The organism is Pseudomonas capeferrum (genome assembly GCF_000731675.1).
Taxonomy (GTDB): domain Bacteria; phylum Pseudomonadota; class Gammaproteobacteria; order Pseudomonadales; family Pseudomonadaceae; genus Aquipseudomonas; species Aquipseudomonas capeferrum.
Genome location: NZ_JMIT01000002.1, coordinates 1,026,063 through 1,042,139 on the forward strand (window position 1 = coordinate 1,026,063; position 16,077 = coordinate 1,042,139).

At 64.9% G+C, this 16,077-nt stretch carries 14 protein-coding genes; 6 read left to right on the forward strand and 8 right to left on the reverse strand.

Translation table 11 applies throughout. From position 1 onward, the window contains the following. Positions 1 to 12: 12 nt before the first annotated feature. The 4 genes from PC358_RS17150 to ycaC all read right to left on the reverse strand — a co-directional run bounded on the left by PC358_RS17150 (position 13) and on the right by ycaC (position 3,934). Positions 13 to 1,110 carry an AI-2E family transporter gene (locus tag PC358_RS17150; protein ID WP_033701339.1) on the reverse strand — a complete coding sequence of 366 codons (1,098 nt, stop codon included), beginning with the start codon at positions 1,108 to 1,110 and terminating at the stop codon, positions 13 to 15. A gap of 39 nt (positions 1,111 to 1,149) precedes the next feature. After that, entirely contained in the window at positions 1,150 to 2,346 is a 1,197-nt protein-coding gene (locus PC358_RS17155; protein WP_033701340.1) for a monovalent cation:proton antiporter-2 (CPA2) family protein, read from the reverse strand. A 36-nt stretch (positions 2,347 to 2,382) separates the two neighbouring features. Then, positions 2,383 to 3,201 (reverse strand): polyphosphate kinase 2, encoded by an 819-nt coding sequence (ppk2, locus tag PC358_RS17160; RefSeq protein WP_033701341.1) that lies wholly within the window; start codon positions 3,199 to 3,201, stop codon positions 2,383 to 2,385. 112 nt (positions 3,202 to 3,313) lie between these two features. Further along, positions 3,314 to 3,934, reverse strand: coding sequence for an isochorismate family cysteine hydrolase YcaC (gene ycaC / locus PC358_RS17165; protein WP_033701343.1), 621 nt, complete (start codon positions 3,932 to 3,934; stop codon positions 3,314 to 3,316). Positions 3,935 to 4,197: 263 nt separating this feature from the next. Between ycaC and PC358_RS17170 the strand changes: the two genes are divergently transcribed. The 4 genes from PC358_RS17170 to PC358_RS17185 all read left to right on the forward strand — a co-directional run bounded on the left by PC358_RS17170 (position 4,198) and on the right by PC358_RS17185 (position 9,054). Then, positions 4,198 to 4,587, forward strand: a complete 390-nt coding sequence (locus PC358_RS17170) for a YybH family protein (RefSeq protein ID WP_033701345.1) — start codon at positions 4,198 to 4,200, stop codon at positions 4,585 to 4,587. 92 nt (positions 4,588 to 4,679) lie between these two features. Then, complete coding sequence (locus PC358_RS17175; RefSeq protein ID WP_033701346.1) at positions 4,680 to 6,179, forward strand: purine-cytosine permease family protein; 1,500 nt, start codon at positions 4,680 to 4,682, stop codon at positions 6,177 to 6,179. A 13-nt stretch (positions 6,180 to 6,192) separates the two neighbouring features. Further along, positions 6,193 to 7,623, forward strand: coding sequence for an aldehyde dehydrogenase family protein (locus PC358_RS17180; RefSeq protein WP_033701347.1), 1,431 nt, complete (start codon positions 6,193 to 6,195; stop codon positions 7,621 to 7,623). A 213-nt stretch (positions 7,624 to 7,836) separates the two neighbouring features. Continuing rightward, a complete protein-coding gene (locus tag PC358_RS17185) occupies positions 7,837 to 9,054 on the forward strand; it encodes a DUF3422 domain-containing protein (RefSeq protein ID WP_033701349.1) in 1,218 nt (405 codons plus the stop codon). Between the two features lie 29 nt (positions 9,055 to 9,083). Here PC358_RS17185 and PC358_RS17190 read toward each other — a convergent pair whose 3' ends face one another. From PC358_RS17190 to PC358_RS17200, 3 genes are read right to left on the reverse strand one after another with little or no spacing between them, the layout of a single operon-like run. Further along, positions 9,084 to 11,486, reverse strand: a complete 2,403-nt coding sequence (locus PC358_RS17190; RefSeq protein WP_033701350.1) for a DUF3772 domain-containing protein — start codon at positions 11,484 to 11,486, stop codon at positions 9,084 to 9,086. Positions 11,487 to 11,542: 56 nt separating this feature from the next. Next, positions 11,543 to 12,601 carry a bifunctional DNA-binding transcriptional regulator/O6-methylguanine-DNA methyltransferase Ada gene (gene ada, locus PC358_RS17195; RefSeq protein ID WP_033701351.1) on the reverse strand — a complete coding sequence of 353 codons (1,059 nt, stop codon included), beginning with the start codon at positions 12,599 to 12,601 and terminating at the stop codon, positions 11,543 to 11,545. A 48-nt stretch (positions 12,602 to 12,649) separates the two neighbouring features. Continuing rightward, on the reverse strand, positions 12,650 to 13,276 hold the full coding sequence (locus PC358_RS17200) for a DNA-3-methyladenine glycosylase family protein (RefSeq protein ID WP_033701352.1): 627 nt from the start codon (positions 13,274 to 13,276) through the stop codon (positions 12,650 to 12,652). Positions 13,277 to 13,448: 172 nt separating this feature from the next. Between PC358_RS17200 and PC358_RS17205 the strand changes: the two genes are divergently transcribed. Continuing rightward, positions 13,449 to 13,964 carry a sigma-70 family RNA polymerase sigma factor gene (locus tag PC358_RS17205; protein WP_033701354.1) on the forward strand — a complete coding sequence of 172 codons (516 nt, stop codon included), beginning with the start codon at positions 13,449 to 13,451 and terminating at the stop codon, positions 13,962 to 13,964. Further along, complete coding sequence (locus tag PC358_RS17210; RefSeq protein WP_033701355.1) at positions 13,951 to 14,907, forward strand: FecR domain-containing protein; 957 nt, start codon at positions 13,951 to 13,953, stop codon at positions 14,905 to 14,907. Before PC358_RS17205 ends, PC358_RS17210 begins: the two co-directional genes overlap by 14 nt. 12 nt (positions 14,908 to 14,919) lie before the next feature. Here the strand turns inward: PC358_RS17210 and PC358_RS17215 are convergent, their stop codons facing one another. Beyond that, a complete protein-coding gene (locus tag PC358_RS17215; protein WP_033701357.1) occupies positions 14,920 to 16,077 on the reverse strand; it encodes an MFS transporter in 1,158 nt (385 codons plus the stop codon).

The following is a 16,077-nucleotide window of genomic DNA, read 5'->3' on the forward strand; positions in this document are numbered from 1 at the left end:
CCAGGCCCCGGCTCAAGCCGACGGTTCGGCAGGGTCTTCCGGCACCTGCAACGCCACCCACTGCCAGAACAGCACATAGGTCACGCCCAGAATCACCGGGCCGATGAACAGGCCAATGATGCCTTTGACCACCATGCCGCCCAGCGCACCGATCAGCACCACCGGCATCGGCACATCCACGCCGCGCCCCAGCAACAGCGGCTTGAGCACGTTGTCGGCAAGGCCGGCGACGAAGGTGTAGATGGCAAACACGATGGTCGCGACGGTGAAGCCTTCGGCATGGAATACATAGGCGATGACCGGTAGCGTGATCAGCGTGGCCGGCGCCTGGGCGATGCCCAGCATAAGGATGGCGATTGCCAGGATCCCCGCGCCCGGCACACCCTTGACCACAAAACCTACGCCTATCAGCAGCATCTGGATGAAGGCGATGCCGATCACACCCTGGGCGACGGCGCGAATGGTGGCGGTGCACAGCCTTGCAATGGGCTTGCCGCGCGACTCACCTGAAACCCGAATGGCAATGCGCTGCGCCGCCACTTCGCCGCGCTCGCCGAAGGCCATGATCACCCCCGAGATGATGATCGCCGCGATGAACATCAAGAATGCACCCCCGGCACTGGCAGCGGCGCCCAACAATACACGCCCGGCATCCTTGAGCTGCGGCATCACACTGTTGAGCACCCCGCTCAAGCTCTCGGAAGCCGCCAGCCACAAGGTATACACGCGCGGCCCGATCAGCGGCCAGGTGGCCACCGACTCCGAAGGCGTCGGCACGCTCCAGGCACCGCTTTTGAGCAGTGTCACCAAGCCGTCCACCGACTCGCTGATCGACACCACCACCAGGTAGATCGGCACCAGCAACACCACCAGCACCAAAAGCACCACCAGCGTTGCCGCATAGCCGTCCTTGAGCCCCGTGCCGCGTTTGATGCGCTGGTGCAGCGGGTACAGGGTCACCGCCAGGATCACCGCCCACAGCATCAATTCCAGAAAGGGCTGAAACACCTGGAAGGCGAAGATCACCAGGGCAGCCACCAGGCCTGCCTTGATCAATACATCGAGCAGGCCCCGCGACAGGGCACTGTCCAGCTTGAAACTCGGCTGCATGCTTCACCTCCGCACATTCATTTTGCCAACGGGTGCAGTTCAGTGGTCGGTTTGACGCTCAGGCGGGGACGCCTCAGCGTCGCTCAACTGCCGTGTCAGGCCCATCATCACCAGCGGTACCACGGCCATCGACAAGGTGATGGCCAGCACCAGCAGGTCGTGAACCTGCTGCTCCAATACCTGGTGCTCACGCGCCAGTTTGAACACCACGAAAGCAAACTCGCCGCCCGACGCCAGCACCACGCCCAGGCACAGCGCCTGGGCGCGGTTCAACCCGCCGGCCCTGCGGCCCAGGGCAACCAACAGTGGCAGCTTGATGCCCACCAGCAGCAGCGTGAGCCCAAGCACGGCCAAGGGCATGCCGAACAACAGGCGCAAGTCTGCGCTCATGCCCACGCCGACAAAGAACAGCCCGAGCAGCAACCCTTTGAGCGGCTCGATCTGGGTTTCCAGTTCGTGGCGAAACGGCGACTCGGCCATCAATACGCCGGCCAGGAATGCGCCAAGGGCCATCGATATGCCTACATGCTCCATCACCCAGGCGGTGCCCAACACCACCAGCAACGCAGTAGCCGTGGACAGCTCCGGCAACCCGGAGCCGACTGTCCATTTGAAAATCGGGGTCATCAAGTAGCGGCCGCCGATAATGATCACGCCGATGCCGAGCGCCACGGCCAGCAGCGGCCAGTTGCCTTCATCTGCATGGCTGACATCACCGCCAAGCAAGGGCACTACGGCAATCAGGGGGATGGCGGCGATGTCCTGGAATAGCAGAATCGCCACAGCCAGTCGGCCGTGGGGCTTGCCCAGGTCCTTGCGCTCGGCGAGCACCTGCAAGCCGAACGCCGTTGATGACAGCGCAAGCCCCAGCCCCAGCACGATGGCCGCCGGCTTCGACTGGCCAAATACCCCATAGGCGAGCAGGCCAAGTGCGGCGGCGGTCAGCCCGACCTGCAGCGAGCCGATGCCGAAAAGGGCGCGGCGCATGGTCCACAGGCGGCGGGGCGAGAGCTCAAGGCCGATCACGAACAGCAGCATCACCACGCCCATCTCCGACAGGCGGGCGACGTTGTCCGGGTTGCCCAGCAAGCCGAGCACCGAGGGGCCGATCAGGATGCCGGCCAGCAGATAGCCAGGCACTGCCCCCAGTTTCAAACGTTGCGCCAGTGGCACCAGAAGCACCACGGCCAGCAGGAACACCACCGTCGCCTGCAGCAGGCTGCCGTCATGTGGCATAGGATTTCATCCTTTAGGCTCCCCGCAAGGAGGGGGTCAGAAGCGCTCTTCAACCACCTTGAACGGGTAGGCCACCGCCTTGTACTTGCCGACCTTGCCGCGCTTGGGCAACTTCACGACCTGGTCGCGGGTGATGTCCTTGTAGGGAATGCGAGTGAGCAGGTGGCTGATGATGTTCAGCCGCGCCCGCCGCTTGTCGTTGGAATGGGCCATGAACCAGGGTGCCCAGGAGGAATCCGAGGCGGCGAACATCGCGTCGCGCGCCTTGGTGTAATCATCCCAGCGGCTATACGACTTCAGGTCCATGGGTGACAGCTTCCACAGCTTGCGCCCATCGCTGATGCGGTCCTGCAGGCGGCGGGTCTGCTCTTCGGCGCTCACTTCCAGCCAGTACTTGATCAGGATGATCCCCGACTCGACCATCATCTTCTCGAACAGCGGCACCACCATGAGGAACTTGTCGGCTTGTTCATCGCTGCAAAAGCCCATCACCCGCTCGACGCCGGCGCGGTTGTACCAACTGCGATCGAAGATCACCACTTCGCCCGCAGCGGGCAGATGGCCCAGGTAGCGTTGCACGTACATCTGCGACTTTTCCCGCTCGGTAGGTGCCGGCAGCGCCACCACACGGAACACTCGCGGGCTGACACGCTCGGTGAGGGCCTTGATGGTCCCACCCTTGCCCGCGCCGTCCCGGCCTTCAAAGACGATGCACACCTTCAGGCCCTTGGCCACGACCCATTCCTGCAGCTTCACCAACTCGACGTGAAGTTGCTTGAGTGCCTTCTCGTAGGCCTTGCCGCCCAACTTTTCCGGCTGTGCCTGTGGGGTCTTCTTCCTGGCTGACTTCGACATGGGGCGCTCCCGGCGGCGAATGAAGGTTCAGTATGGTCGATCCACGGGGGTTTGCCGCTTCGCTTGCTACCACAGCACCGCCCCCCTTTGGAGAGGGCGGACAATGGCCGGGTTATTTGGCCAGCTTGTTGTAACTGGTCATCAGGTTGCGGTAGTCGGGAATGTGGTTGGCGAACAACGTCCCCAGCCCTTCAACGTCGTTGCGCCAGTCGCGGTGCAGCTCGCAGGCCACACCGAACCAGGTCATCAGTTGCGCCCCGGCGGCCTCCATGCGGCGCCATGCCGAATCGCGGGTCAACTCGTTGAAGGTGCCAGAGGCGTCGGTGACGACGAAGACCTCGAAGCCCTCCTCAAGGGCCGACAGTGCCGGGAACGCCACGCACACTTCGGTCACCACACCAGCGATCAGCAGTTGCTTCTTGCCCGTGGCCTTGACGGCCTTGACGAAGTCTTCGTTGTCCCAGGCGTTGATGTTACCGGGGCGGGCAATGTAGGGGGCGTCGGGGAACTGCTCTTTGAGCTCGGGGACCAGCGGGCCATTGGGGCCGGTTTCGAAGCTGGTGGTGAGGATGGTCGGCAGCTTGAAGTACTTGGCCAGGTCCGACAGGGCCAGAACGTTGTTCTTGAAACGGTCCGGGTCGATATCCCGTACCAGCGAAAGCAGGCCGGTCTGGTGATCGACCAGCAGGACTGCGACGTTGTTCTTGTCCAGACGCGTGTATTGGAAGGCCATGGTGGAGCTCCTTGCATCAGCGGATAGGGAGTATCAGCGTAGGCAAGGATGAGCGACTGCGGTAACCGTCAGTCGGGTCCGTTCTTGAGATCGAGCGCCGCCCACGCGGCGCTCGATCTCATAGGCGCCAAAACAGCCAAGGCGAGCCCCCACCGCTCACTTCACAATTTCCTGAACTGATTATTTGCCCCCAGCGATTTTTCCCCTCGCCCACCGCCACCAGAATCGCTCACCACAATCACAAAAACCGTGAGGCCACTCCCGTGGACCAGACACTCCAGGTACGGCAGGCCGCCGCCGACCTCGTCGATGCCTTTGCCAGCAACGACACCGCTCGCTACTTCGCCTGCTTCAGCGAAGACGCCACCTTCCTCTTCCACACCTTGGCCCAGCCGCTGTTGTCGCGCCGCGACTATGAAGACCTCTGGGCCCAGTGGCAGGCCGAAGGCTTCGCCGTGCTGGCGTGTGAATCGGGCAATGCCCAGGTGAGCCTGCAAGGCGACGTGGCGATCTTCATGCACGATGTGGCCACGCATATCCGTATCGCCGGTGACGAACACCAGCTGGCTGAACGCGAGACCATCGTGTTCCGCCGCCACGGCGAACGCTGGCTGGCCTGCCATGAGCACCTGTCGGTCGTCACCACCGCCTGAACCTTCTTTTGCGGCCTTGCCGCTCTGCCATCGCACCCACAATAAGGCCCGCGCACCGCGCCGGCCGACAACAACCGCGCTGGAGCATCACCATGAGCCAATCGACCGGTATCGAGACCAACGGTGTCGAACAGATCCCCGACGATCAACGCCACGCCGCGCCGCTAGACCTGTTCCGCCTGATCTTCGGCGGTGCCAATACCTTTGCCACTGCCGTGCTGGGCAGCTTCCCGGTGCTGTTCGGGCTGTCGTTCCAGGCCGGGGTCTGGGCAATTTTGCTCGGGGTCGGCATCGGCGCCATCATCCTCGCCCCCATGGGCCTGTTCGGTGCGCTCAACGGCACCAACAACGCGGTGTCTTCGGGCGCGCACTTCGGCGTGCACGGGCGTATCGTCGGCTCGTTCCTGTCGTTGCTCACCGCCGTGGCGTTCTTCTCGCTGTCGGTGTGGAGCTCGGGCGATGCCCTGGTCGGCGGTGCCAAGCGCTTGGCCGGCTTGCCGGAAACCGACTTGACCCTGGGCCTGGCCTATGGCCTGTTCGCGGTGCTGGTACTGGTGGTGTGCATCTTCGGCTTCCGCTTCATGCTGTGGGTCAACAAGATTGCCGTGTGGGCGTCGAGCCTGCTGTTTCTGCTAGGCATCGTCGCCTTCGCCGCTCCGTTCGATGCGGGCTACGCCGGCAGCGTCAATCTCGGCCAGGCGGGTTTCTGGGCCGCCTTCGTCGGCGCGGCGATCCTGGCCATGAGCAACCCGGTCTCGTTCGGTGCCTTCCTCGGCGACTGGTCGCGCTACATCCCGCGGGCAACCCCCAAGCCGCGCATCATGCTGGCCGTGATCGCCGCCCAGGCCGCGACGCTGATCCCCTTCCTGTTCGGCCTGTGCACCGCCACCCTGGTCGCCAGCCAGGCACCGGACTACATCGCGGCCAACAACTACGTCGGCGGCCTGCTGGCGGTCTCGCCTAACTGGTTCTTCCTGCCGGTGTGCCTGATCGCGGTGATCGGCGGCATGTCCACCGGCACCACTGCGCTGTATGGCACCGGCCTGGACATGTCCAGCGTGTTCCCACGCCTGCTCAGCCGTGCCGGCGCCACCTTGCTGATCGGCGTGCTGGCGATCGGTTTCATCTTCATTGGCCGCTTCACCTTCAACCTGGTGCAGAGCGTGTCGACCTTCGCCGTGCTGATCATCACCTGCACCAGCCCCTGGATGGTGATCATGATCCTCGGCCTGATCACCCGCCGCGGCTTCTACCATGCCGATGACCTGCAGGTGTTCACCCGTGGCCAGCGCGGCGGCCATTACTGGTTCACGCACGGCTGGAACTGGCGCGGCATGGGGGCGTGGATCCCCAGCGCGGCGGTCGGCCTGTGCTTCGTCAACCTGCCGGGGCAGTTCGTCGGCCCGCTGGGCGACCTGGCCGGCGGCATCGACCTGAGCCTGCCGGTAACCCTGGGGCTGGCCGGGGTGCTTTACCTCGTGCTGCTCAACCTGTTCCCTGAACCTGCTGGCGTGTATGGGCCTGATGGCCCGCGCTGGGTGCGCTGCAAAAGCACCCCGCATGCGCCGCTAATCACTGCCGAAATAGCCTGACTGGAGTCTGCCCATGACCACTTCTCACTACATCGCCGGCCGCTGGGTCGAAGGCCAAGGCAGCGACTGCATCAGCGTCAATGACCCTGCCCTGGGCCTGCCCTTTGCCGAATTGATGGCCGCCAGCGTCGCCCAGGTCGACCAAGCCGTGGCTGCCGCCCGCGAAGCTCTGCCCGCCTGGAAGCAGACCAACGCCAGCCAGCGTGCTGCGTACCTGCGCGGCTTTGCCGAGCAGCTCGGGCAACGCCGCGAAGCGTTGATCACCCTGCAGATGCGCAACAACGGCAAGCCGCGCCATGAGGCCGAAATCGACCTGGACGACGCGATTGCCACGTTCAATTACTACGCCGACCTGGCTGAGCAGTTGCCGCAGAAAAACTGCGACGTACCCCTGGCCGCGCCTGGCTTCACCGCCCGCACCCGTCTGGAGCCGGTTGGCGTGGTCGGCCTGATCGTGCCGTGGAACTTCCCGCTGGTGACCAGCGCCTGGAAGCTTGCCCCGGCCTTGGCCGCAGGCTGCACCGTGGTGCTCAAGCCCTCGGAGGTTACCCCGCTGATCGAGCAGACTTACGGCCAGATCGCCGATACCCTGGGCCTGCCCGCAGGTGTGCTGAACATCGTCAACGGCAAGGCCGAAACCGGCGCAGCGCTGAGTGGCCACAATGGCCTGGACAAGTTGTCGTTCACCGGCAGCAACAGCGTCGGTAGCCAGGTGATGCGCAGCGCTTCGGCGCAGTGCCGGCCGGTGACCCTGGAGCTGGGCGGCAAGTCGGCGATCGTGGTGTTCGATGATTGCGATGTCGAGCAGGCGGTGGAATGGATTGTCGCCGGCATCAGCTGGAACGCCGGGCAAATGTGCTCGGCCACCTCGCGCTTGCTGGTGCAGGACGGCATTGCCGATGCACTGCTGCCGCGTTTGCAGGCTGCACTGGACAACCTGCGGGTGGGCAACCCGTTGAGCGAAGAAGTGGACATGGGGCCACTGACCAGCCAGGCGCAGTGGCTGAAGGTTGCCAGCTACTTTGCCACTGCACGCGAAGAGGGCCTGCAGTGCCTGGCCGGTGGCGAGGCGCTGGACCGTGACGGCTGGTTTGTCAGCCCGACGTTGTATGTGGACGTGCCGGCAGACAGCCGCCTGTGGACCGAAGAAATTTTTGGCCCGGTGCTGTGCGCACGCCGCTTCGCCACCGAAGCGCAGGCAATTGCCGAAGCCAACGACAGCCGCTTCGGCCTGGTCGCCACCGTTTGTTCAGCGGACCTGGAACGCGCAGAGCGGGTGGCCGATGCCCTGGAAGTTGGCCATGTGTGGATCAACTCGGTGCAGGCGGTGTTCGTCGAAACGTCGTGGGGCGGCACCAAGGGCAGCGGCATTGGGCGAGAGCTCGGGCCTTGGGGGTTGTCGGGGTATCTGTCGGTGAAGCATGTGACGCGCTGCCTGGGCTGATATCGCTGGGGCCGCATTGCGGCCCTTTCGTCGGCAAGCCAACGCCTACAGGGATAGCGCCAGCACTCGAATGGTGCGCCAACCTGTGCGAGCTGGCTTGCCGGCGAAGAGGCCAGCACAACCAATAGAAATCTCCCGCGCGTGACTTTCCCCTCCCCCCGCCAAGTCCCACTCCCTGGTACCCCCACAATCACAACACCAGGCCGGACCACCATGCACCCTCAACGCACCGCCTTGCACAACGAGTTGCACGCCCGCCCGTCGCTGTATTTCGATGGCCCTGCGCATGTCTTCCACCTCGCCCTGCTGGGCGGCGATGCCGCCTGTACCGCGCTATTGCAGCGCTGCTGCCCACAGGCTGCAGATGCCGGCGCTGCGCAAGGCATTACCCAGCTCGATGGCCACCCGTTCAAGTGGGAGCGCCATACCGAGTTCTTCACCCTGACCCTGGTAGTGCCTTGCTCGGCCGCCGACACCCAATGGCAACCGCTGCCAGCGGTGCTGGCCGACGCCATCGCGCCCCAGGCGGCGCAACTGATCAACGCGGTGCAAGTGCTGGTGCGCGACGAGCAGGACCTGAACCTGCCCGATTACGGCTTCAAGGACCCGTGCGGCTCCTGCGTCGGCGGTGGCGATGCGGTGGTGTGGAGCGACTTTCGCCTGACCGCCGACGGCACCAACCGCTTCGTGTTCATCAACCGCCGCCTCAATGCCTACCGCCAGGGCCGCATGATCCGGCGCCTGCTGGAGATCGAGACCTACCGCATGATGGCCTCGCTGACCCTGACCACGGCCAAGGCGCTGAGCCAGGAACTGGACGCCTTCGACAAAACCCTGGTGAGCCTTTCCGAACGCAGTGCCGGGGGCGATGGACGCGACTCCAAAGGCCTGCTCGACGCCATCGCCCACCTGTCGCGGCAGGTGGTCAGCCGCACCGTGAAAACCCGCCATCGGTTCGGCGCCACGCAAGCTTATGCGCAGCTGGTGTTCGAGCGCCTGGGCGAATTGCGCGAGAGCCATGTGGGCGATTGCCAACGCCTTGGGGTGTTCATCGAGCGCCGTTTCAAACCAACGGTGCGCTACTGCGCGGCGACCGAGCAACGGCTGGAACAGCTGGCGAAGAACGTCGCCAACCTGGGTGACCTGCTGCAGGCGCGGGTACAGGTGGAGATGGAAGAACAGAATGCCGGGATTCTGCACAGCCTCAATGCCCGGGCCGATGCCCAGGTGAAGATCCAGCGGGCGGTGGAGGGGCTGTCGATCATCGCCATCACCTATTACCTGCTGAACCTGTTCAAGCTGCTGTATGGCGGGTTGAATGTGCTGGGGCTGGAGCTGACGGCGAAGGATGCGCTGATGGCGATGGCGCCGCCGGTGTTGCTGGTGCTGCTGGTGATATTGCTGCGGATCAGGCAGGCCAAGCAGCATTGAAGCGGGGGGCGCTGGGCGCCCCCCAATACTCACGCCGGCTCGTCGGCCGGGCGCGAACCTTCCTGCAGCAACACCATGCTCTGCGGCGAAGACAAGGGGATCCCCTCATCACGCAACCGCCCAAGAATGGTGAACAGCAGGTCACTGCGGGTGCCGGACACCTGCCGCGGCCCGGCCACGTAACCACTGACCGCAATCACCATGCCGCTGCTCGTCAGGTCTTTGAACGACACCGAACTCGCGGGTGCATCCAGTATCGCCTCATGCTCGTGATACGCCGCCAGCAGCAGGTCGCGCACGCGGTTGGCATCGGTTTCCAGTGGCAAAGTCAGGGTCACGCTGACCACCCCAAGGGCATTGCCCATGGTCACGTTGCGCACGTTCTGTGAAATGAACTGCGAGTTGGGCACGATCACTGTCGAGCGGTCAGACATCTGTATCTCGGTGGCGCGCACGTTGATGCGGCGGATGTCACCCTCGACACCGGCCAGGCTGACCCAGTCGCCCACCTTTACCGGGCGCTCGGTAAGCAGAATCAGACCCGAGATGAAGTTCTGCACGATCTGCTGCAGACCAAAACCGATACCCACTGACAACGCACTCACCACCCAGGTCAGGCTGGTCAGGTTGATACGCAGGGTCGACATCACCAGCATGGCCAGGAACAGGAAGCCCAGGTACCCCACCAGGGTCACCAGCGAGGCACGCATGCCGGCGTCCATGTCGGTTTCCGGCAGCAGGCGCTCGCTCAACCAGCGCTTGAGCACACGGATGCCGAACATGCCGCCGAAGAACATCGCCACGGCCAGCAGGATATCTTGCGGCACGATGTTCAAGTTGCCGAGCATCTTGCCACCGGTGCCATCCCAATCCCCCAGGCTGAGCAGCAACTCACCGGGGCTGGTGCCCGAAGGCGTGAAGGCCAGCAGTACCGCCAGGAACAGCAGCACGGTACGGCCGATGCCAGCCAAAATGGTGCTGGCCTGGGCCTGATGGCGCGGAGCCAGGCCCAATGTCGATGCCAGGGCCAGGCCGCCCGGTTGGCGGGGCGACAGCAGGGTTTCGCACAGGTCACCGAGGAAGGTGGTCAGCAGGTAGGCACAGGTCGCCACCACGCTGATCCACAGCAACTTGGCCGTAAGGAAGTACGCCAGGGTCAGGAAACCGGCCAACAGGGCCAGTACGATCAGCCCCACCCATACCACGATGACGAAGGGGATCAGCCCCGCCAGGCCAGTCGGGCGTTCCAGCTCATGCTTGCGCAAGGTGCGGCGGTAGCGCAGCAAGGCCACCGAGAAAATCACCGCCACCACCAGCGCAGTCAGGCCGTTGGTCGCCACGGTCAGCGCCAGGCTGGTACCGATCACGCTGTTAATGCGCTCCTGGGTCAGCAGCACCATCAACGCCAGGGCCAGCAGTTTAGGGAACCAGCCCAGGGCGCTGGCCACCTCATCGTGGATCGGCGGCAGGCGCCAGGACGGGCGCTGCAGCATCAACATGGCGCGGCCCAGGCCTGAAATGAAGGCGCTGAACACCACCAGAGTAAGGATGTGGTTAGCCAGGCTGGCGATATCCGTGCCCAGCTCGGCGCTGCTTTCCAGGCCCCAGCGCAGCAGCGACACGGAACCGGCGATGGTGCCCAGCGTCGCCAGGCTGACGCTCAGGGCCAAGGCGCTGCGGCGCAGGCGGCCTTCGGGCAGCCAGCGGATCATCGCATCTGCCAGCAGGCGTTCAAGCAGCCGACGAACCAGCGTCCACACCAGGATGGCCGCCACCAGGCTGCTGAGGAAAAACCAGCGATGTTCTGCACTGAACGCGCTGGCCACGGCATCGGCCGCCTCGCCACGCAGGTCGCGCAGGCGTGCCACGTCTTCATCGGTGGGGCGGATCAGCGACTGCCAGAACGCGGGGGTCAGCGGGCTGGTGGCGCGGCTGGTGACCTGCGAGTTGAACTGGCTGCGGCGCAGGTTGACGATCTGCGTGGACAGGTCCCGGGCCGACTGGGTCAGCTTGGTGGCCTGCTCCTGCTCGGCCAGCACGGTCTTTTTCTGGGCTTCGAGGTCCTTGCGCTGAAGGGTGATGCTGGCAGGTTCATCCGGCTGCTGCGGGCCCAGCACCTTGAGCTTGTCGTCCAGGCCTTGCACGTCGGCAGTACGCAGCGCACCAAGGGCATCGGCCTGCCGCTGAACCTGTATGGCAGCCTGGCGCAGTTGCGAAAGCACATCGTCATTGGCGCTGCTGGTCACGCCCTGGCGGATCAGGTCGAGTCGATCACTCAACTGTTCAAGGCTCGCGTTCTCATCGAGCACCGGCAACTCGGCAGCCGCCAGGCTGGAGGCTGGCGGGGCCGGAGCGGACCAGGCCGGAGTGGCCAACGCCAGCATCAGGGCCAATACGCCTAGGCAATAACGGGCAAGGCTGACACGCCTCATCGAACAATCCTCTATGCATTTCGATTTGGCGGGGGATTCTACGCGGCTTCACGCGATCAGGAGAGTGCCGTTTCTCGCTTGAGCAGTTGCTGCTTGCGCTCCACACCCCAGCGATAGCCGCTGATGTCGCCGTCGCGACGTACCACCCGATGGCAAGGAATGGCCACGGCAATGCGGTTGGCCGCGCAGGCCATGGCCACGGCGCGGACCGCCCTGGGTGCGCCGATACGCTCGGCGATGTCGGTGTAGCTGACCCGACAGCCGGCAGGTACCTCACGCAAGGCCTGCCAGACCCGCTCCTGAAATGCCGTGCCTTGGATATCCAACGGCAGCGCAAGGCCCAGCGCGGGGGCTTCCACAAAGCCCACCACCTCGGCGACCACCCGCTCGTAATGGCTATCACCGCCGATCAGCCGAGCGTTGGGGAACTGGTCCTGCAAGGCCTGCAACAGTGGCTCGGGGTCATCGCCCAGCAGAATCGCGCAGATACCCTTCTCGCTCTGGGCCACGAGGATCGACCCCAGCGAACACTGGCCCAGCGCAAAACGAATGGTTGCCCCTGCCCCGCCGGCACGGTAGGCCTTGGGCCGCATGCCCAGGCGCTGCCCGGCACTTTCGTAGAACCGGCTGTTGGAGTTGTAGCCGGCGTCGTAGATGGCATCGGTCACCGAGCGCTGATCCTGTTCCAGGTGCTCACGCAGGCGTCGGGCGCGAAATGCCGAGGCGTAGGCCTTGGGGGTGAGGCCGGTTTCGGCCTTGAACAGACGGTGCAGGTGAAAGGGGCTGACTGCCAGTTGCGCGCTGAGTTGGTCCAGGTTTGGCCCACTGGCAGCGCCCTCGATCAGCCGGCAGGCACGCGTCACCAGCTCGCTGCGCCGGGTTGCGCTGGCACCGCTGTCACCCGCGCAACGCTTGCAGGCGCGGTAGCCGGCGGTTTCGGCGGCGGCGGTATCGTCGTAGAACGCGATGTTTTCGCGCTTGGCCATGCGCGACTTGCACCCTGGGCGGCAGTAGATACCCGTGGTGCGTACGGCATAGACGAAGTGGCCGGCGGCGGCGCTGTCACGGGCCTGCACGGCTTGCCAGCGCTGCTCGGGGGTGGTGTAGGGTTTCATCGCGGGTTACCTCTTGTCTGTCTCGCCTGTACCGCCAATGCAAAAACATCAGGCCCGCCACAGGTACCAGGCTGCCACGGTCCGGTACGGGCACCAGCCACCGCCCAGCGAGCGCATCTGCGCCGGCGTCGGTGCTTTCTCCAGCCCCTTCAGTCGACGATACCCCTCGCGTACCGCGAAGTCGTCGACCGGCAGAATGTCCGAGCGCTCAAGGCTGTAAATCAGCAACATCTCCACCGTCCAGCGCCCTACCCCACGCAGGGCCACAAGGCGTTCGATCAACGCTTCGTCAGCCATGGCCAGCGCCTCCTGGCGGCTGGGTACCAAACCCTCGAGCCGAGCCTGGGCAATGCCCTGCACGGTGGCCGTCTTGCTCGCCGAAAAACCGCATGCGCGCATCGCCTCAGGTGTCACGGCCAGCAATTGCTCCGGGGCGGGAAAACTGCCCTCGGGGAACAGCGCCAACAGCCTTCCCAGAATCGACTCGGCGGCGCGGGCATGCAACTGCTGGTAGGCAATTGCCCGTACCAGCGCCTCATAAGGCTCGCGCCCGGGCGTTGCCTGGTGCAGGCACGGCCCGATCGCGGCAATGTGCCGTGCCCAGTCCGGGTCCGATGCGGCCAGGTGTCGGCTGGCCTCGCGGTAAGCTTCGGGCGAAAGGTCAGCCAGAATCATTGCGCCTCCAACAGGTCGATGACAGGCCCAGCTTAGCCCAACCGTTCATCGGTGAAACGCCGGATCTTGCGCGGCTAATTTCTGGCATACCATTGATCCGCGCCGCGCTCCGCGCATAGAATTGAGAACTATTCACAATCACGCACGCTCACCGGATCAGGCCTTCGCTACGATGCAGACCACCGACACGCTCAAGCCGACCGAGGTTGCTCTGCTCTATCAGTCCCACCACGCCTGGCTCAGCGGCTGGCTGCGCAGCCGGGTCGGCTGCCACGAGCATGCCGCCGACCTGGCCCAGGATACCTTCGTGCGGCTGTTGCGCGCCCGCCAGGCTTCGCCGCTAAAGGAGCCCCGCGCCTACCTGAGCGCCATCGCCCGCGGCCTGATGATCGATCAGTTCCGCCGCCGCGCCCTGGAGCGGGCTTACCACGAAAGCCTGGCCCTGCTGCCCGAAGCCGAGGTGCCCAGCGAAGAACACCGGCTGGTCATTCTCGATACCCTGGAGCGCCTCGACCGCGCCCTGCACACGCTGAAGCCGCGTACACGCCAGGCCTTTCTGCTGGCCCAGATTGACGGGCTGAGCATCACGCAGATCGCTGTGCAGCTGGATGTGGCCCGCGCGACGATCGAGCGCGACCTGGCCAAGGCCCTGGGTGTCTGCTACCGGTTGCGTTATGTCGACCTCTGACGGCGCGCCCGCACAGGCCCAGGTCGACCAGGCCATCGACTGGCTGGTGAAGCTGCGCTTCGACAGCCCCAGCCCGCGCACCGAGCGGCAATTCCAGCAATGGCTGGCCAGCCATCCGCACAACCCCAAGGCCTGGCAGCGCGTCAGCAACCTCAGCGACGAATTGGCCGGGCTGCCCAAGGCCCTGAGCCGCAGCACCCTCGACGCCAGCCAACGCCAGCGCAGCAGCCGCCGTGACCACCTCAAACTGCTGGCGCTGCTGGCCGCCGGCGGCAGCCTGGGCTGGGCCGCACGCGAACCGTTGGGCCTGCCGCAGCTACTGGCAGACAGCAGCACCGCCACGGGCGAACGCCGGCAATTGCACGGCAGCGATGGCAGCCGCATCCAGCTCAACACCGACAGCGCCATCGACCTGCGCTACAGCGCCGAGCAACGTCAGCTTGAGCTGCTACGGGGCGAGGTGAGCCTGGACAGCAACGCCAACGACAACCGCCCTTTCCGCATCGATACCCGTGTTGGCACCCTGAGCACCCGCGACGGGCAACTGCTGCTACGCGAAAACGACAAGGGCTTGCTGCTGGCAGTACGCGGTGGCGAGGTGACGTTGTTCCCCGCCTCTGCCCACGCACGGTTGCTGCATGCCGGCGAAACGCTGCAAGTGCAGGCCAACGGCAACTTGCAGGCCGTCAGCCTGCACAGCGACCCTTGGGGCTGGACCGACGGCGTGCTCAGCGTGCAGCAGATGCCGCTGGGGGAATTTACCGCCGAACTCTCGCGCTACCGCCCGGGCCTGCTGCGCTGTGCTGACGACGTGGCAAACCTCAAGGTCTCCGGCACTTACCAACTGGCCGACACCGAGCAGATTCTGCAACTGCTAGCCCGCAGCCTGCCGGTGCGGGTCGACTACCGCACGCGTTACTGGGTGAGCATCGGCGCCGCCTGAAAAAGCCTGTGATCAGTCCGCCACTGCGCGCAACCGCCCTGCCCGCCGGTACGACTGCCGGGCAAAGCAGACAAACAGCCCCGCCATCAGCGCCAGCGCCATCGGCAACCCGTGCGGCGCCACATCCATCGCCGCGCCGCTGACCAGCGGCCCGACCAGGCTACCCACTCCCCATAGCAGGCCGACACTGGCATTGGCCGTGACCAGGTCCTGCCCTTTGAAGCGCTGCCCGATCAGCACCAGTGCCAAGGTGTAGATGCCCCCCGCCACAGCGCCCAGCACCACCAGCAGTGGCCACAGCAACCAGGTCATCTGCAGCAACCACGGCAGGCCGATGCCGATCAGCATCGCCACCAGGCCGCACACCAGGTGCAGGCCGGTACGCTCGACCCGGTCGGCCAACCAGCCCAATGGCAGCTGGAACAGCATGTCGCCGGCAAACACCACCGTCACCATCAGCGCCGCCACGCCTACGGCAAAGCCATGGCTGGTGGCATATACCGGCAGCAGCGACAGCACCACGGCATCGAAGAAGGAGAAGAACAGCACCGCCACGCACAAGGCTGGCGCCACGCGGAAGAAGCCGGCCAGGCCAAAGCTCTTTTCGCCTTCTTCATGTTCCACATAGTCGTTGGGCACCGTCAGCACGATGCACAGCAGGGCCAGGCCATAGCAGGCGGTGACCACGCCGGTGATCCATGGGCTGTTGGCCCCCAGCACAGCCAGCATCGCCGGGCCGAGTACCTGGAAACCGGTAAAGCTGGTGGCGTACAGGGCCATGATCTTGCCGCGATTGTGCTCGGGGCACAGCTCGTTGACCCAGGACTCGCCCAGAATGATGGCAACCCCCATGCCGATGCCCAGGCCCAGACGCAGCAGCGCCAGCAGCCAGATCGAGTCGAAGGCCGACTCCAGCAAGGCGATGCTGACGGTGCACAGGCTGAAGCACAGCAGGTAGATCGTCCGCCGGGTCAGCAAGCGGCAGCAGGCGTCGACCATGAACGCCGAGAGCATCATCCCCGCTGCGGGGATGGCTGAGATGATGCCGATTTCCAGGGTGCCTGCGCCGGCCTCATGCAGGCGCAACGACACCAACGGCAGGCTGGCCCCCAGGCTGAAGCCCACCACCGACACGGCGAACAACAGGCCCGCCAGCAAACGCATGTTCAT